Source organism: Endozoicomonas arenosclerae, assembly GCF_001562015.1.
GTDB classification, from domain to species: Bacteria; Pseudomonadota; Gammaproteobacteria; order Pseudomonadales; family Endozoicomonadaceae; genus Endozoicomonas_A; species Endozoicomonas_A arenosclerae.
The window spans coordinates 166,094-182,232 of the sequence record NZ_LASA01000059.1 but is presented as its reverse complement, the minus strand read 5'-3'; the positions used below and the strand labels follow the sequence as shown (position 1 = coordinate 182,232).

Here is a 16,139-nt window from a genome sequence, read left to right as displayed (position 1 = left end):
AGATCCTAATCTCTCAGAGTCAGTTTATTTTGTAAACTGTGGATTAAAAGAGAGGGCGAGCACAGGTCTAGAGGGAACTTCTATAATGCCCGAAGGTCAAAGGCTTTTAAGCTGAAATTTATCCGTGCCATAGATAGCAATAATTTCATAACAATGGAACACAAGGGGGGAACTCAACTAAAGCAAGATACTGCAGGTCTCAATGTTTAAAAATAAACTCATATTTAACTCCCTTTTATTCTGTTTCACCTTAATAGTTCTGGAAACAGCTTTCAGCACTTCTGGAAATGATGCTTCAGCAGAGCCTGAATGCTTGATTGGCCACTTTCGCTCCCTAAGCTGCATCCAAAAGAAATTGTCCACTGAGCTGGGACTTCCAAGAGAAAGAATCATGTTCCTGGAGGATAGGAAGGATATTGGTGAAACCTATCAACTCCTGCTGGATGACCTGCCATTGGATCAAATCCTTTTCCCGGATAACAAACACCTCGAAATTCTCATAAATCGCCTTGCCGATCTTTGGAGAGATTTTGCCGAAGAAAGAATTCCTGCCCCTGTCATTCAGCACGCTTCCAAGCTCAACCATATCCTTCCCGCTCTGGTGCAATCAGGGCAGTACCTGACTAAACATCCCCAATGGCACGCCACTTTATATGCAACAGACTACACTACAGAGTCTGTCTATTTTAATTTCAACGCACATGAAGACAGAACCGGAACAGAAAGACCGGGCTATATCGCCTATCCACTGCCGAAGGAAGGTTGGATGCCCGAGAGCTATTTACCGGATTTGTTGACCTCTGAGTTGGATAATCAGCTTTCAAAATACGGCTTTGCTGTGCCCAGCCCGATTTTTTTGGGTTTTGTTCCTCACACCGTTGCTGACCCCGTTGTACAACACTCGTTATTTCTAGACAGCGATCAGATAGTGGATATGATTCATGGCAAGAACACCCATCAGCTTCAGGTTCTTTCCACTCTCAATGCCGGAGTAATGGACAAAGATCAGTTACTGGCAATGATAAAAGCTGATGTGTGGAGTGAACTGTTTGATCAGGATCTCTATACCGACATGAGAGACCAACTCTTGTGGCTATGGAATAAATACCCATGGTATTCCAAAAAGGTGAACCTGTTCCCTACAAGTTATTTTCACCTTACGATGCGTAGCCCCCATAGTATCCATATCCCACTTTTAACCGGGGGATTCTCAAGAGCTATTGAACAGGCTCTGGCTAAAGGCTCCAGATCCGAGTCTGAACTAAAAGCCACCTTGGGATTACGAGACGATCAGAGTTTATCTCAAGGGATTGATGCGATCCGCACGCTGGAAGATTATACCCGATACCGACACTTTCAAGTATTGCATGACTTTTACCATGAGCTTCTGGCTACAGGAGGCTGTATCAGCTTCAGGGAATTTATTCAGGATCAGTACCAGCACCGGGAAATTCTCAACCTGGGCCTTCACCGTATAAGAGCTTTTGCCATGGCAAGATCCATCCGCAACAGCCTTAAAGATGCGGATATTGAAGTGTTTGGTATTCAAGGCAATGATCACAAAGGCGTAAGCGTGCATCAAATGAACGGCACCTGGAGCAATGACATGAATTACAACTCCTTTGTCGTACTTAAAAAGGCACCTGGCGGTGGTTTCAATTTGAAGGTGTTAGACACTTTGAAAGCAATGAGCCGACAACAAATCATAAAATCCGATGATTCAGAGTAAACCCTGAAAGTTATTTTGGGGAAATTACTCCAGGCTGGATTTCTTTTTCAAAGCCTGAGTCTTTTTCCCGGGTTTCTTCCTGGACGGTTCACCAATAGCCCCAACGGCTGCAAGCCCCATTAAGCGACGGAACTTCGGGCACTCCATATGACTGGGGGCAGAACACTCTGCAGCGTGTCTAAGCCCATCCCGCATAGCCGTCAACTGTTTAATGGATTTATCCAGTTCATCCGCCTTCTCAGACAACATTTTGCGGTCTATCTCTGGCTGTCCTTCTTTCCCCAGCATCGGCGCAATCTCGTCTAATGAGAAGCCCGCTGTTCGACCCAGAGCGATCAACGCCAGTCGTTCAAGTACTGAACCATTGAAAACCCGATGCAAACCTCGTCGGCCTACTGAGCGTATCAGGCCCTTCTCTTCGTAATACCTCAATGTGGAAGCCGGAACCCCGGAACGTTTAACCACTTCAGAAATATCCATAGCGCCCTTGACCTCAAGTCGACTTGAAGTTGTAGGCTAACACTAGGAGCCTGACCGAGAATAGACAGTCCGGCCTAAAATCCAGAAAGAACGGTCTATTTTTCCGATGAATTTGCTTAAATAGGTCAACTATTCGCACAAACCCATCGAAAAAATAGCCTCGTTCTACTGAATTTTATGCTCGGACGCTATTCTCGGTCAGGCTCCTAGACCTTGTTGAAAACAAAAGAGGAGACGCTTATGGACACTTTAATTGCCATAGTCTGCGTAGGTATCGGAGCTACCATTGTGATGGATGTGTGGGGAGTGAAACGAAAGTATTTACTGGGTCTTAGCCCTCCCAATTACACAATGGTTGGCCGCTGGATTGCTCATATGAAACACGGGCAATTCTACCACCAGTCCATTAAAAACAGCCCTGTAATCAAGGGGGAACAAACTGTTGGCTGGCTCTTCCATTACTTGACAGGAATCATTTTCGCAGCAGTTTTGATAGGCCTGTGGGGAGATCAATGGCTTCAGAATCCAACTGTGGGCCCAGCCATGTTAGTGGGACTTGTGACAGTTGCTGCTCCTTTCTTCATCATGCAACCCGGCATGGGAGCAGGCATAGCTTCCTCCAAAACACCGAATCCGGGATCAGCCCGACTGCACAGCATGATCAATCACGGGGTATTTGGGCTGGGACTCTATGTTTCAGGCTTGGCAACCAAACAACTTATTGAGCTTTAAACCCAATACCTGGCGACACTCAAATAAAAATCATCAGGAGACGATTATGCGTATCCCAGCTCGCTTTGCGCCCATTTTATTCAGTGCCCTGCTGTCAGCCATTATGGTCTGTATTGTTTCAGGGTTTGTTCTGGTCATTTCACAGGGTATTCATGCAGGATTACCCGCTCAATGGCTGAAAAGCTGCCTGACTACCTGGCCAGTAGCCTTCCCAACCGTAGCTATTGTTGCACCTTTGGTGAGACAGATCGTTGCCAGAATGACCGAGCAACCACAGGAAGGATGAGAGAGAAAAGACATGAGCTTTTCAAACAGATTGAAAAGCTCATGCGTCATGAAATGAAAGTCTGACTGAAAATTCAGCCTGCTTTTTGAGGGCTTAAGTGCCGGATACCGGTACTGCTGTATTCTGAATCGTTGCCGTTTTGTAGTTAGCGAAGGCAAGCACAAATTTCAGACAACCCAGAATCAGTAAAATACCCGCAATCACCCAGTTTACAATCGTGGGCGCAGTGGCAAAAAAACGGAGCGCAGGCTCAAGGAAATCGATGGAGATAAACTCAATAGTGCTCTCCGGGCTGTACTTCATACTGACAACGGCAATGGCAACGCCAATAAGGAACAGACTGGTCAAAACATCAACGGTCAGCCGGTACTTGCGATAGGTTTTAATCATGCAGAAGAGCACCTGAAAACGGCTATTTTATCATGGTGCCCTGAATTCAAATTGCGTAGTTATACTGCATTTGACTTAACATCTAAAACATATAACCAAGCCAGTCCACATGTCCTTCTGGCCAGTGCTTGTCACTCACAGGCTTTACCCACAGGTCATCTATATATTCAAACGCTACACCGTAATTTTTATACTCATGCAACCGAAGCCAGGATGATGGCACTGTGAGCGGCCTGAAACCATTGCGCTTATAAAAGGAACGGTTCTCTGAAACCAGAATGATAAAATCGACATCTTTCACCTCAGCGAAAGAAGCCAGGCTATCCAGCATAGAACTTCCCAGCCCCTTACCTCGCTCTGACTCCGCAACACAGAAATCTATAACCCCCAGGATTTTAAAGTGATGGTCACCCACACCCATCACACGATAATCCAACCCCATATAACCCACCAGAATGGAGTCACGATACTCAAGGCAACGAATATGGGGTAATTGTTTAAAAAAGGAATGTTCAGAAGTATGGTCAGGAAAGCTACTGTTTCTCAGCTCTTTAATTTGGTGGTGTGTTTTTTTATCAACATCAATTTCGTGGATAAACTGCAAATTCATCTCCAGAGGATTTATTCTTATATCAGTGCCTATGCTCAGGCGCACTGCAAACGCAGTCGACTCAGATCAGGTTTAGATATATACGACTGCCTCAATGTTATTGCCATCCGGGTCCAGCAAGAATGCAGCAAAATAATCGGGTGAATAATGCTCCCGAATACCCGGTGCACCATTACACTGAAACCCACAGCTGATACCTGCTTGATGAAAAGCCTCAACAGCAGCCTGATCAGAAGCAGAAAAAGCAATATGAGAAGGTGTAGAAGTACCGTGTTTTTCTATCAAAAACATAACCTTGTCTGCGCCCAGCATACCAAAGCCAGCAGCAGCTTCATCAGCCCACTTCAGCTCAATACCCAGTGGCAGCAGTGATATTTCATAGAACTTTTTACACTGTTCAAAATTGATTGTTTTTATCTCGAAGTGGTCGATCATTTGGGTACCTTTAATATATATCTTAAAGCTGTCAGGGAGCACAGTAGGATTCCAACTCCGACTTGGTAAACAGAGGAGTAAATGTTAATCCTGCAGCTTCAAGATTGGCTCTACCACTCCCTTCCCGGTCGATCACGCAGTAAACGTGGTTGACCAAAGCTCCTCGTGCACGTAACTCTTTTACAGCATCCAGAATGGCTCCACCCGATGTCACTACATCTTCTATGATCACCAATCTGGAACCTTCTATATCTCCACCCTCAGCAATCTTGCAGGTTCCGTACTCTTTAGCTTCTTTACGGACGAAAAGAGACTTGCTGCCGGTTTTTAGTGAAAGTGCTGTGGCTATGGGAATCCCTCCCATTTCCAGACCAGCCAGCTGGTCATACTGCTCAGGGAGGCTTCCAACCATATGCTCTGCTACAGCAGCAAGCAGCTTCGGGTCTGCTTCAAACAAATATTTATCGAAATATTCGGTGGCTACCTGACCTGATCGAAGAGCGAACTCTCCTTTGATATTCGACGTTTCATAAATGGCTTTACCTAATTCAGATTTTTTCATGCTGCCTCTTTTTGATGGTTATATCAGGCCAATAAGACAAGTCGTCTGCTCAGCTTCCAATTCATTCAGGTCAGGGGATATTTCACAGGCTATTTGCAGCTATCCGCCAAACATAATATAGGGGTAAACAAAGCTGGTGATTAAGGATAGGGCATAAGAAACAAAGGCTTTCTTACTGTTAATCCGATCACTCTCTTTTGGTTCCAGATAAAATATCTTGCAGAGTAAACCCCATGAAAAAATCCATATAATCAAAAGAGTTAATAGAAAAAGCGGCATTTCCATAAGACTTATACCACCTTTAAATACACACATTAAATCAACACTACATGCCCTATATGAACTAAATAGTGCACCTATTGTAAAAAGAGCAAAATTAATCAGAAGCCACATATTTTTATTTGAAATTTTAGTCATCAAACTAAAAGCTCCTCTTCTCTTTTAATGCTTGAAAACAAGCATGATTATAAGCTTATATAAAATTAGTCATACTGAGTGTTACTGTTAAATACCTTGCCTTAATATTTAAATCCTTTACCCTAATGGAATACTCTCGTTCTGTCATTTATCTGCTTTTCGATAGCTGGCTTAGCATTAAAATAAAAAAGGCTAAAGAATGACAACTCCCAGACTGTGCTACCAAACCATCGAGTTCGGAAAAACGGATATTCACCTTTGCACTTTGCGCAACAGGCAGGAATATCACGACCCGGAAGGCGTAGCTGAAAAACTGGGAATCTGCTCAGCCTCCTGGCCTATTTTTGGCGTGGTCTGGCCCTCCAGTTTGGTACTGGCCCACTTCATAAAAGACTACGAAACCGACTCAAAAAGAATACTCGAAGTGGGCTGCGGCATGGCGCTTTCCAGCTTACTCCTGAACAAACAAAATGCTGATATCACCGCAACTGATTACCACCCGGAAGTAAAAAGCTTTTTGCAGAGAAATGTCTCTCTAAACAAGGATAAAGCCATAGCTTTTGAACAAACTAACTGGGCAAACAACAACGATAACCTTGGGCTTTTTGACCTGATTATTGGCAGTGACTTACTCTACGAGGATGCTCACATAGATCTTTTAGCTGACTTTTTACAAGCTCATTCAAAGCCACATTGTGAAGTCATCATTGTTGATCCGGGAAGGGGTAGAAAGAATAAATTAACCTCTCGAATGATAGAATACGGTTTTACTTCTTCGCATCAAAAGCCTGAGAGCATTGACTATCTTGATCAGGATTTTAAAGGTTATATTTTAAAATACACTCGATGACATTTTATTTTTTACAAACACTCTCTGGATAGCCAAAAGTAATTCATTCACAGGCTATCCTTTTTCATTACTCAATTATCAGATTTTTTCAAATTACGATTCCTCATAGAAATCGAAGATCATCTTTCCTACTTGATCTCTTAGAGGAATCAACGAAGTATATTCCTCACAATTGTAAAACCTTTCTGCTGTTTCTATATCAGGAAATCGAAAAACACCAGAAATATGAGTATTTTTTGACTCACCCAATGGGCTCTTCAAGTACTTCCCACGCACAATCACCTCAACACCAAACTTCTCCATCAATGGTGCTGCAGAGTCTATATACTGCTGCATTTTTTCACTATTCTCAACTTCAGTGAATGCGAAATTTAGTATTGCCACCTGTAGTCAACCCTCTATTAAGACTAAGAATTAGACAAACGCAAGAAGCCTAACCCTTTTAATTAATTATTACCATATTTTTTCATATAGGGTATCCATAATGACTGATAAAACCACCAATTTACTAACCTCTATGTCATACACCAACTTAAATCCCTTTTAAACTTATAACAAATATGAAGACTTACTTATTTACTATGGATATAAACAAGCTAAAAAAAAGCACTAAAACAACAAATGCAGGTGACATTAGTAATGCAATTCCTAGTACTTTGAAAATCTGATGCCTTCTTGTTGTTTTTTTCTTTATTTTTTCCAAACTCAATATAAGTAGAAAAAAAACCCCTAATGCAAATGAAATTAACAACATATAATTTGAAACTAGAACAAGAAAAGAACTAACTAGAAATACCCCTACCCCAAACAATAGAAACTTAAATTTATTTTTATTATCCACTAATCCTTTATCAGCCCTTCCATATTTCTTAATGCATATGATTTTCTCATAACCAAGCAGGCTTAAAGCACTTGTATAAAAGAGACAACAAAAACACTCGAAACTATAGAAAGAAAAGAAAATGTAAACTATCCCCCCACGCTACCGCCCAGAGATCTGCCCAAACAAGTCCATCGAGCAAGCCATATTCCCTATGCTGCAACAGCACCCTGCTGCATCGTTGTCAATTTGCAGCTATTGTGCCAGTGTTCAGGAGACAGAGATAGGTACAAATACATATATTTTGTCGTTCAACTGGAATTTTTTATGAGGGGTTGTTGGATGAGGACAAAGTAAAAAGGGCATTGTCTGAAATTAACTTCCTTGTTGAAACCCTCTCAAAGCCCGTTCGGGCTGAGCCCGTCGAAGCCCAACACCACTACCCTTCGACAAGCTCAGGGTGAACGGCATCCGTGTGTAAATATTCGGGACAAGAAATAAGTCTTAGCCCAGCTTTCTTTAAAACTGGGCTGAGCTTCAATGTGTCGATTAGTATCGCTGGCTATCCGATGAAATTTCTGGAAAAACGCTTTCGAGCTGACTGTCCCGATAATGCTCAATATTGCAGAGAGTACCTTTCAGTTCACCAGCAGAGTGTGTTGTGGTTACACCAACGACTCTGGCACCGGCTGCCAGACCTGACTGAATTCCAGCTAATGAATCTTCAAAGACCAGGCTTTCGCTGGGTTGAACACCCAGATACTCCATACAGGTTTGATAAATTTGCGGGTCAGGCTTCCCTCTTTCGATCATGCCCTGGTGCACCAGCACATCAAAACTGTCTCTTATCCCCAGACCATCCACGATAAAATCCAGGTTGGATACCGGAGCTGAAGTGCCTACTGCTAACCGTATTCCGGCCTTTCTCAACAGTTTCAGAAAGTTGTGCAGACCACTGATGGGTCTGAGATGGTGCTCGTAAAGGTCTCGAAATATCTGCTCTTTTTCTTCACCCAGTCTTTTGACCTCTGCCCCATTCAGGTGGCTGCCAAACAGCATGGCAACCAGTTCCGAGTTAACCCTGCCGGATATGCGTCGATTGTATTCTTCATCGGAAATATCCATGCCGTGACGCTTAAGGAACAGTTGCCAGGCTTTGCGATGGTAATCATTGTTATCCACAATCACTCCGTCCATGTCGAACAATACAGCTTTCAAAGTCGCAGGCATCGGCTCCTCACTCCCTGGCATAAAAAGGTAGGCAACATTTATCAGTTGGGAATTGGTTGGGTGGTACTTTTAAAGATTAACGGCTTCACGACTAAATATAGTCGCAGGAAGCAAAGTCGTATATTGAATTGACAGGCCGATGAAAAGAATCAAAAGACTCTTCTCACCGGCAGAAACGCCATTAATTCCAGTCGAGAATCACTTTACCGGACTGACCGGATCCCATGATTTCAAAACCTTGCTGGAACTCATCCACTGACATGCGGTGGGTAATGACTGGAGAGATATCCAGGCCAGACTGCAACATGCTGGTCATCTTGTACCAGGTTTCATACATTTCACGGCCGTAGATACCCTTGATAACCAGACCTTTGAAGATAACCTGGTTCCAGTCGATGGTGGTGTCGCTGGAAGGAATACCCAGCAGGGATACCTTGCCACCGTAGTTCATGCATTCGAGCATTTGCTGGAATGCACGACCATTACCGGACATTTCAAGGCCCACATCAAAGCCTTCAACCATGCCCAGCTCTTCCATCACCTCTTTCAGGTTTTCGTTGGCTACGTTAACGGCACGGGTAGCGCCCATCTTACGAGCCAGATCCAGTCGGTAGTCGTTGACGTCGGTGATAACCACGTTACGGGCACCCACATGCTTGCAGATAGCCACGGCCATAATACCGATAGGACCGGCACCGGTAATCAGGATATCTTCGCCTACCAGATCAAACGACAGTGCTGTGTGAACAGCGTTACCGAAGGGGTCGAAGATAGAAGCCAGTTCGTCGCTGATGTCATCAGGAATCGGGAAGGCATTAGTGGCCGGAATGCACAGGTACTCGGCAAAAGCACCTTCACGATTCACGCCCACACCTACGGTAAAGTTACACAGGTGACGACGACCGGCACGGCAGTTACGGCAGTGACCACAGGTAATATGTCCTTCGCCGGACACACGCTGGCCAATTTCAAAACCACGTACGCCTTCGCCCATTTCCACGATTTCACCAATGAACTCGTGACCCACATGCATGCCTACAGGAATGGTCTTTTGTGACCACTCATCCCAGTTGTAGATATGCATGTCTGTTCCGCAGATTGCTGTTTTGCGAATCTTGATCAGAACGTCGTTATAGCCAGGCTCCGGCTTGGGCTTGTCAGCCAGCCAGATGCCTTTTTCAGCTTTCAGTTTTGCCAGGGTTTTCATGTCAGATTCCTATACACTTGGCTCAGCGTTGCTCTTGGGCAACTTTCAAGCATCTCTTCAGGAGATAATACCCAGCTCACGACCGACTTTAGCAAAGGCGGCTACAACGCGATCCATATGCTCCTGGTTGTGGGCAGCAGACATCTGTGTACGAATACGGGCTGCGCCTCTGGGCACTACAGGGAAAGAAAATCCTACTACATAGATTCCTTCTTTCAGCATTCGTTCCGCAAACTCGGCCGCCAGGGCCGCATCGCCCAGCATAACAGGGATGATGGCATGGCCATTACCTGCCAGAGTGAAGCCCAGCTTTTCCATTTCAGTACGGAAATAAGCGGAATTGTGACGCAGCTTTTCGCGCAGTTCACCACCGGATTCCAGCATATCCAGTACCTTGATGGAAGCACTGGCAATGGTTGGGCTCAGGGTATTGGAGAACAGGTAAGGACGGGAACGATTTCGCAGCCAGTCGATGACTTCAGGACTTTTTGCAGAGGTGTAACCACCGGAAGCACCACCCAGGGCCTTGCCCAGAGTACCGGTAATAATGTCTACACGGTCCATAACGCCACAGTGCTCGTGGGTACCACGGCCATTTTCACCAACAAAACCTACAGCGTGAGAGTCATCTACCATCACCATGGCATCGTACTTGTCAGCCAGGTCGCAGACGCCTTCCAGGTTGGCTATTACGCCGTCCATGGAGAAAACACCGTCAGTAGCAATCAGCTTGTAGCGGGCACCGGCTTCAGTGGCTTCTTTCAGCTTGGTTTCAAGATCAGCCATATCATTGTTGGCATAACGGAAACGCTTGGCTTTACACAGGCGTACACCATCAATGATGCTGGCATGGTTCAGGGAATCACTGATGATGGCATCTTCTGGCCCCAGCAGGGTCTCGAACAGGCCAGCATTGGCGTCGAAGCAGGAAGAATAGAGGATGGTATCGTTCATACCCAGAAACTCGGAAATACGCTTCTCGAGCTCTTTATGAACATCCTGAGTACCGCAGATAAAGCGAACAGAGGCCATACCGTAACCGTACTTATCCAGTGCCTCTTTGCCCGCTTCTATCAGTTCCGGGGCATTGGCCAACCCGAGGTAGTTGTTGGCACAGAAGTTAATGACCTCTTCACCGGTGTTTACAGTGATATCAGCCTGCTGCTGGGAGGTAATAACGCGCTCGCTCTTATACAAACCTTCTTTTTTAAGGTCTTCCAGCTGCTCACGCAGTCCAGCGTAAAAGTCGGCTTTCATTTCGGCTCCAGGGAAACAAGGATATGAGGGAAGCAGTCCCGATTCAGCCCCCAAACATATCTCAGGCTGAACAAAGTACCAATACCCCATTGTAGAAGAATTGCAATAGTGAATCAGGGAGTCGCGACTCTGTACCAGCATTTGTACGTATTTCAGCCGAAGTCCCTCATGAGTCGTGGCATTGGGGGGGGGTTCCGCAAAGGCTTCTAACCAAGCCTTTCAGCTTACATTCAAACCCCAAACTCTGGTAAAAACGTATACAGAAATGGCTGTAGCTCAATATAGAGTAAGCCCCTCAAACATAATCAGAAAAAGAAGCTGATGAGAAAAATAACCATTGTGGGTGCAGGCCAGTCCGGCTTGCTACTGGGATTGGGCCTTTTGAAAGAGGGCTACTCCGTAAAGATCATAACTGACCGGACGCCTGAAGCTGTGCTTGCTGGCTCTGTCATGTCCACTCAGTGCATGTTCCATTCTTCTCTGGAGACAGAAAGGCAGCTCAGTCTGAACCATTGGGAGGCTGACTGCCCAAAGATCAAGCACATACAGTTCTGTGCCACAGCTCCAAGGGAAAAGGCTCAAAAGATCATTGAATGGACTGGAGATCTGGATCGCTATGCACAATCCGTAGATCAGAGAATCAAGTTTTCAGCCTGGATGGAGGAATTTGAAGCTCTGGGTGGATTGCTGGAAATTCGCAAAATAGATGCCAGCGACCTGTCATCATTGGCTCAACAGGCTGACCTGGTGATTGTGGCCACCGGCAAGGGCCTGAATGATCAAATCAGAAGAAAGAATCCTGAATGCTCACCTTTTGATGCCCCCCAGAGAAAGCTTTCTCTTTTCTATGTTCAGCACCCTGATCAGGGCACCACACTGGACCGGGTTTCATTCAATGTCATCCCCAGTATTGGCGAATATTTTGTAATGCCTGTACTGACAGAGCATGGCCCTGCAGAAGCCATGTTGTTTGAAGCCATCCCCGAAGGGCCGATGGACTGTTTCTCAAGAAACAATTCTGAAGAAGAACGACTGATCAAGGCAAGAGAGTTTCTGGGGGAGTATCTGCCCTGGGAGCAGCAACGTATAGCTTCAGTAGTCCTTCTCACTGGCCAATCGGTATTACAGGGAGAGATAACCCCTACGGTTTACCATCCGGTCATTCAGCTGGACGCAGGTATGCAGCTGCTGGCTATGGCGGATGCCGCTTGCCTCAATGACCCTATCACCGGTCAAGGTTCCAACAACGCGACAAAAGCAGCTGATACTTATCTCCAGAGAATTCTGGAGCACACAGATAAACCTTTTGACCAGAAGTGGATGGAAGACACTTTCAATACATTCTGGCAACAGGCTCAGTGGTCGACCCAGTGGAGTAACATGATGCTGATGCCACCTCCTGAATTCGTTTTGAACTTACTGGGAGCTGCCGGCCAGATTCCGGAGCTGGCCAACCGAATCGCAAATGCTTTTGACAATCCTGCGGATCTTTTCCCCTGGTTTGCCGATGAACAGGCTGCGGGTGAGTACCTGCAAAACTTAACGACAGAAGTTGAGCATTAAACATCTGTCACTCTGGAGGTAAAGGCAACCAGCCAAGGGTTGCCAGACCTTCAATGCAGATCTCGACGGACAGGGCCGTAATCAATAATCCTATGATTCTGACAAGCACATTGGTTCCGTTCACGCCCAGCACTTTATAAATGTAGTGAGCCAGACGAAACAATATCCAGGTGATGACCAGGATCACCAGAACCTGAACTCCGGTGAAGAGCTGCTCCGAAAGACCGTGCTGGCGATGATCTGTAAGAATTATGATGGCTGTGAGCGCTCCCGGATTAGCAAGAGATGGAATCGCTAGCGGAAAAACTGCAACATCATGTCCTGACTCAAAATCACCACCAAACTCTTCCTGTTCCGGCTTGAGAATCATCTGCACACCGAACAGAAATAGCACCATCCCCCCTGCAATCTGAAAAGCTCCCAACCTGATTCCAATAGCGCTGAGCAGCTGCTGACCAATCAGCAGAAACACCCCCAGAATCAAGCCACTGTATAAAACGGCCTTCAGAGCCGTAATGGATTTTTCAGCCTGGGAAAAGTGGCGGGTGACCGAAAGAAAAAGCGGAATACTGCCTATGGGGTCAATCACAGCAAAGAGCAAAAGGAAATTGGAGATCTGTTCAGGAGACATATAGACGTCACAGATAGTTTGCAGGCCCAAAAGCCATGAGCGGGAAATGCTGCTCATCCCGAATCATAAAATAACTGAAAAGCCTGAAATAGCAGCATTTTGAATGAAGGAAGTATAGATGAGATAAAGAGGTCAGCAGTCAGCTTTATCGAGACAACTGAGTGACTAAGGACTTGTCTGAAAAGCCCAATACCACGCCCCTTCGACAAGCTCAGGGTGAACGGAATCCGTGTGTTAATCGGGAAGTTATTTCGAGACAAATTCTAAGGTAGAAAGAACAAGTAAGGCTATCGCAGCCGGAGATCTGCGATAGCCTATCTCTGTTATAGAGACAGAGAACTAACCAGAGTCGACAAGCTGTCAGACTCATTGATGCTATGAATGACTTCTACATCCAGGTCCTTCAGCTCAGCTTTTTCAACCAGAACAACCAGTCCAGCCTTGAGAAGTGCTTCTGCTTTTTGAGTCCAATACTGATCTTTTTGATCAACCACTACGGGCAACAGACCACTATCAAACAGGTGACGTTCAACTTTCTGAAGATAACCTTCAGATCCATCAACCTGAACCAGTGCTGAATGCTGACCAAGACGGTTCGCCCTGTCACTGGCAAGAACTTTGTCCGCTGTATCACCTTCATGAGTGGCAGACTCAACCATACCAGCAGCCACAGTGGCGTTGCTGAGACGATCAATAACTATAAAGGCACCGGTTTGGCGGTTATCTTTATAGCGATCAAAAACAACCGGCTGTGTCAGAACCAACTGGCAAGAGCCAATTTCATTCAGAGCCAGCTCTTCGGCATCCTGCTGCTCAAGCGTATTGATATCCACTCTGTGGTTAATGCCCGTGAAACTACCGGCTACCTTGGTGGTGGCAAACTTGATCAGATACTGACGACCGGGCTTCATAGCCTGCTCAGCCATCCAGACCACACTGGCATTCAGATGAGAAGAAACGGAAACCTCATCTGAGGCATGCACCAGCATGTCGCCTCGGCTGATATCAATCTCGTCTTCCAGTGTCAGGGTGACTGCCTGACCGGCAAAACCTTTTTCCAGGTCGCCGTCATAGGTCACTACTCTTGCCACTGCACTTTCCAGACCGGAAGGCAGTACCTTAACTCTGTCGCCTGGCTTTACAACACCCGAAGCGATGGTTCCGGCATAACCCCGGAAATCCAGATCAGGTCTACTGACGTATTGCACTGGCAGACGGAAGTCATCGAGGTTACGGTCGTTGGCCACCTCTACACTTTCCATCACTTCCATCAGAGTCTGGCCCTTGTACCAGTCTGCCTTTTCACTGCGATGGACAACGTTATCGCCATCCAGAGCGGATACAGGTACAAAACGAACATCGCCCAGGTTCAGCGACTCAGAGAAGTCCAGGTACTGATTACGAATTTCTTCAAAACGTTCCTGGCTGAAATCCACCAGATCCATTTTGTTAACAGCGACTACCAGGTGCTTGATACCCAGCAGGCTGGCGATATAGGTATGGCGGCGAGTCTGGGTCAGAACTCCCTGACGGGCATCCACCAGAATAATGGCCAGATCACAGGTAGAGGCACCAGTCGCCATATTCCGGGTGTATTGTTCATGGCCCGGAGTATCCGCAATGATGTACTTCCTGTTTTCTGTAGAGAAATAACGGTAGGCCACATCAATAGTAATACCCTGCTCACGTTCGGCCTGAAGACCGTCCACCAGCAGTGCCAGATCAACCTTTTCGCCCTGGGTTCCTACACGTTTACTGTCGTTTTCAACAGAGGCCAGCTGATCTTCATAAATCATGCTGGTGTCATGGAGAAGACGACCAATCAGTGTACTTTTGCCATCGTCCACACTGCCACAGGTCAGAAAGCGCAGAATCTCTTTCTGCTCATGACGACGCAGGTATTCCTGAATATCGGATTCGATTAAATCGGATTGATGAGACATTAGAAATACCCCTCTTGTTTTTTCTTCTCCATCGATCCGGAACTGTCGTGATCAATCACCCGACCCTGACGTTCTGAGGTTTTGGTAAGCAGCATTTCCTGAATGACATCAGGCAGGGTGTCAGCTTCTGACTCCACTGCTCCGGTCAATGGATAGCAGCCCAGAGTACGGAAGCGGACCATCTTCATCATCGGCTGCTCTCCGGGCTCTAGAGGCATACGCTCATCGTCAACCATAATCAGGTTGCCATCACGCTCAACCACTGGACGCTCTTTCGACAGGTACAGCGGCACAATGGGAATATTTTCCTGATAGATGTACTGCCAGATATCCAGCTCAGTCCAGTTGGACAGCGGGAAGACACGAATACTTTCGCCCTTCTCAACTTCACTGTTGTAGATGTTCCAGAGTTCAGGACGCTGACTCTTGGGATCCCAGCGATGGTTCTTGTCACGGAAAGAGTAAACCCGCTCCTTCGCCCGTGATTTTTCTTCATCACGACGGGCACCACCAAAGGCGGCATCAAAACCGTGCTTGTCCAGAGCCTGTTTCAAGGCCTGGGTTTTCATGATGTCAGTGTGTTTGGCACTGCCATGGGTGAAAGGTCCAACGCCCTGCTCAACACCGTCCTGGTTAGTATGCACAATCAATTCAAGACCAAGGTCATCAACCATCTGGTCACGGAACTGGATCATTTCCCGGAACTTCCAGGTGGTGTCCACATGCATGAGCGGGAAAGGAGGCTTGCCCGGATAAAAGGCTTTCATGGCCAGATGCAGCATTACTGCTGAATCTTTACCAATGGAATAGAGCATCACCGGGTTATCAAACTCGGCGGCTACTTCCCGAATGATCTGAATGCTTTCTGCTTCGAGCTGCTTCAAATGATTGAGGCGCTCTCCAGAAAGCTCGCTGGCACTTTTATTAGTGCCCTCCTGGGTGACTGTGTCAGACATGAATGCTAGACCCGAAGCTGGCTTAGAATTGTTCTTAGTTC

Annotated in this window: 18 protein-coding genes; 5 read left to right on the top strand and 13 right to left on the bottom strand. The window is 46.2% G+C overall.

Annotated elements, in window-relative coordinates; genetic code table 11:
- Positions 1–391 precede the first annotated feature (391 nt).
- The gene (locus WG89_RS07515) at positions 392–1,729 is read left to right on the top strand and encodes a hypothetical protein (protein ID WP_062263603.1); all 1,338 of its coding nucleotides are present in this window, start codon (positions 392–394) and stop codon (positions 1,727–1,729) included.
- 24 nt (positions 1,730–1,753) lie between these two features.
- Here WG89_RS07515 and WG89_RS07510 read toward each other — a convergent pair whose 3' ends face one another.
- A complete protein-coding gene (locus tag WG89_RS07510; protein WP_062263600.1) occupies positions 1,754–2,209 on the bottom strand; it encodes a helix-turn-helix domain-containing protein in 456 nt (151 codons plus the stop codon).
- Positions 2,210–2,449: 240 nt separating this feature from the next.
- On the opposite strand from WG89_RS07510, the gene WG89_RS07505 reads away from it, so the two are divergent.
- Both WG89_RS07505 and WG89_RS07500 read left to right on the top strand, forming a co-directional pair.
- Positions 2,450–2,941 carry a DUF2938 domain-containing protein gene (locus WG89_RS07505; RefSeq protein ID WP_062263597.1) on the top strand — a complete coding sequence of 164 codons (492 nt, stop codon included), beginning with the start codon at positions 2,450–2,452 and terminating at the stop codon, positions 2,939–2,941.
- 46 nt (positions 2,942–2,987) lie between these two features.
- Positions 2,988–3,227 carry a DUF2798 domain-containing protein gene (locus tag WG89_RS07500; protein ID WP_062263594.1) on the top strand — a complete coding sequence of 80 codons (240 nt, stop codon included), beginning with the start codon at positions 2,988–2,990 and terminating at the stop codon, positions 3,225–3,227.
- Positions 3,228–3,320: 93 nt separating this feature from the next.
- Here WG89_RS07500 and WG89_RS07495 read toward each other — a convergent pair whose 3' ends face one another.
- The 5 genes from WG89_RS07495 to WG89_RS07475 all read right to left on the bottom strand — a co-directional run bounded on the left by WG89_RS07495 (position 3,321) and on the right by WG89_RS07475 (position 5,641).
- On the bottom strand, positions 3,321–3,617 hold the full coding sequence (locus tag WG89_RS07495) for a hypothetical protein (protein ID WP_062263591.1): 297 nt from the start codon (positions 3,615–3,617) through the stop codon (positions 3,321–3,323).
- Between the two features lie 82 nt (positions 3,618–3,699).
- Entirely contained in the window at positions 3,700–4,221 is a 522-nt protein-coding gene (locus WG89_RS07490; protein WP_062263771.1) for a GNAT family N-acetyltransferase, read from the bottom strand.
- Positions 4,222–4,299: 78 nt separating this feature from the next.
- Positions 4,300–4,662: a VOC family protein gene (locus WG89_RS07485; protein ID WP_062263589.1), complete on the bottom strand. Its 363-nt coding sequence runs from the start codon at positions 4,660–4,662 to the stop codon at positions 4,300–4,302.
- A gap of 31 nt (positions 4,663–4,693) precedes the next feature.
- Positions 4,694–5,224, bottom strand: coding sequence for an orotate phosphoribosyltransferase (pyrE, locus tag WG89_RS07480; RefSeq protein ID WP_062263587.1), 531 nt, complete (start codon positions 5,222–5,224; stop codon positions 4,694–4,696).
- A 99-nt stretch (positions 5,225–5,323) separates the two neighbouring features.
- Positions 5,324–5,641, bottom strand: a complete 318-nt coding sequence (locus tag WG89_RS07475; RefSeq protein ID WP_062263584.1) for a hypothetical protein — start codon at positions 5,639–5,641, stop codon at positions 5,324–5,326.
- Between the two features lie 199 nt (positions 5,642–5,840).
- Between WG89_RS07475 and WG89_RS07470 the strand changes: the two genes are divergently transcribed.
- Entirely contained in the window at positions 5,841–6,491 is a 651-nt protein-coding gene (locus WG89_RS07470; RefSeq protein WP_062263581.1) for a class I SAM-dependent methyltransferase, read from the top strand.
- Positions 6,492–6,584: 93 nt separating this feature from the next.
- Here the strand turns inward: WG89_RS07470 and WG89_RS07465 are convergent, their stop codons facing one another.
- The 4 genes from WG89_RS07465 to WG89_RS07445 form a co-directional block, all read right to left on the bottom strand.
- Complete coding sequence (locus WG89_RS07465) at positions 6,585–6,875, bottom strand: DUF1330 domain-containing protein (RefSeq protein WP_153301472.1); 291 nt, start codon at positions 6,873–6,875, stop codon at positions 6,585–6,587.
- A 985-nt stretch (positions 6,876–7,860) separates the two neighbouring features.
- Positions 7,861–8,541: an HAD family hydrolase gene (locus tag WG89_RS07455; RefSeq protein WP_172806737.1), complete on the bottom strand. Its 681-nt coding sequence runs from the start codon at positions 8,539–8,541 to the stop codon at positions 7,861–7,863.
- Between the two features lie 181 nt (positions 8,542–8,722).
- On the bottom strand, positions 8,723–9,748 hold the full coding sequence (tdh, locus tag WG89_RS07450; RefSeq protein WP_062263571.1) for an L-threonine 3-dehydrogenase: 1,026 nt from the start codon (positions 9,746–9,748) through the stop codon (positions 8,723–8,725).
- 57 nt (positions 9,749–9,805) lie between these two features.
- A complete protein-coding gene (locus tag WG89_RS07445) occupies positions 9,806–11,005 on the bottom strand; it encodes a glycine C-acetyltransferase (protein ID WP_062263568.1) in 1,200 nt (399 codons plus the stop codon).
- Between the two features lie 321 nt (positions 11,006–11,326).
- On the opposite strand from WG89_RS07445, the gene WG89_RS07440 reads away from it, so the two are divergent.
- Positions 11,327–12,568 (top strand): styrene monooxygenase/indole monooxygenase family protein, encoded by a 1,242-nt coding sequence (locus WG89_RS07440; protein ID WP_062263565.1) that lies wholly within the window; start codon positions 11,327–11,329, stop codon positions 12,566–12,568.
- Positions 12,569–12,575: 7 nt separating this feature from the next.
- Here WG89_RS07440 and WG89_RS07435 read toward each other — a convergent pair whose 3' ends face one another.
- The 3 genes from WG89_RS07435 to cysD all read right to left on the bottom strand — a co-directional run bounded on the left by WG89_RS07435 (position 12,576) and on the right by cysD (position 16,098).
- A complete protein-coding gene (locus tag WG89_RS07435; protein WP_062263562.1) occupies positions 12,576–13,256 on the bottom strand; it encodes a MarC family protein in 681 nt (226 codons plus the stop codon).
- A 266-nt stretch (positions 13,257–13,522) separates the two neighbouring features.
- Entirely contained in the window at positions 13,523–15,142 is a 1,620-nt protein-coding gene (gene cysN, locus WG89_RS07430; protein WP_062263560.1) for a sulfate adenylyltransferase subunit CysN, read from the bottom strand.
- Positions 15,142–16,098 (bottom strand): sulfate adenylyltransferase subunit CysD, encoded by a 957-nt coding sequence (gene cysD / locus WG89_RS07425; RefSeq protein WP_062263557.1) that lies wholly within the window; start codon positions 16,096–16,098, stop codon positions 15,142–15,144. The genes cysN and cysD overlap by 1 nt, the downstream gene beginning before the upstream one ends.
- Between the last annotated feature and the right edge of the window lie 41 nt (positions 16,099–16,139).